This window comes from Sporosarcina sp. Y352 (assembly GCF_056786535.1).
In genome coordinates, this window is sequence record NZ_JBXCJE010000047.1 from 1 (window position 1) to 504 (window position 504).

Consider the following 504-nt stretch of genomic DNA (forward strand, 5'->3'; position numbering starts at 1 on the left):
GGAGCTCCCCTTGTCTTACACTCCGATAACGGAAGCCCAATGAAAGCAGCAACATTTCAAGTGTTACTTGAAAAACTAGGTATCCAAAGCTCTTATTCTAGACCTCGGGTGAGTAACGATAATCCGTATTCTGAAGCTATCTTTCGGACACTTAAATATCGACCAGAGTTCCCGTATGATGGATTCGAATCCATTGAGGATGCGCGGTCATGGACCGCAAGGTTCGTTCATTGGCACACGTATGAACATCAACATAGCGCAATAAATTTCGTTACTCCAGAACAACGGCACACAGGTGCCCATATTGATGTACTTAAAAAACGACATGAAGTCTATCAACAGGCAAAACAAAAACATCCAGAACGCTGGTCAAAATCAACTAGAAACTGGAGTCCGCATGAATCAGTCGCTTTGAATCCGATGAAAGAAAAGTTGCGAACTGATTCGATTAAATAACTAATCAATTAAAAGAGCTATATACGACAACTATCTTGACAAACACCG

General features: G+C 41.5%; 1 protein-coding gene. It reads left to right on the forward strand.

Going from position 1 to position 504, the window contains the following annotated elements:
- A partial coding sequence (locus AC1TO6_RS21160; protein WP_482103550.1) for a transposase occupies nt 1-456 on the forward strand: 456 nt, incomplete at its 5' end.
- Nucleotides 457-504: the final 48 nt, after the last annotated feature.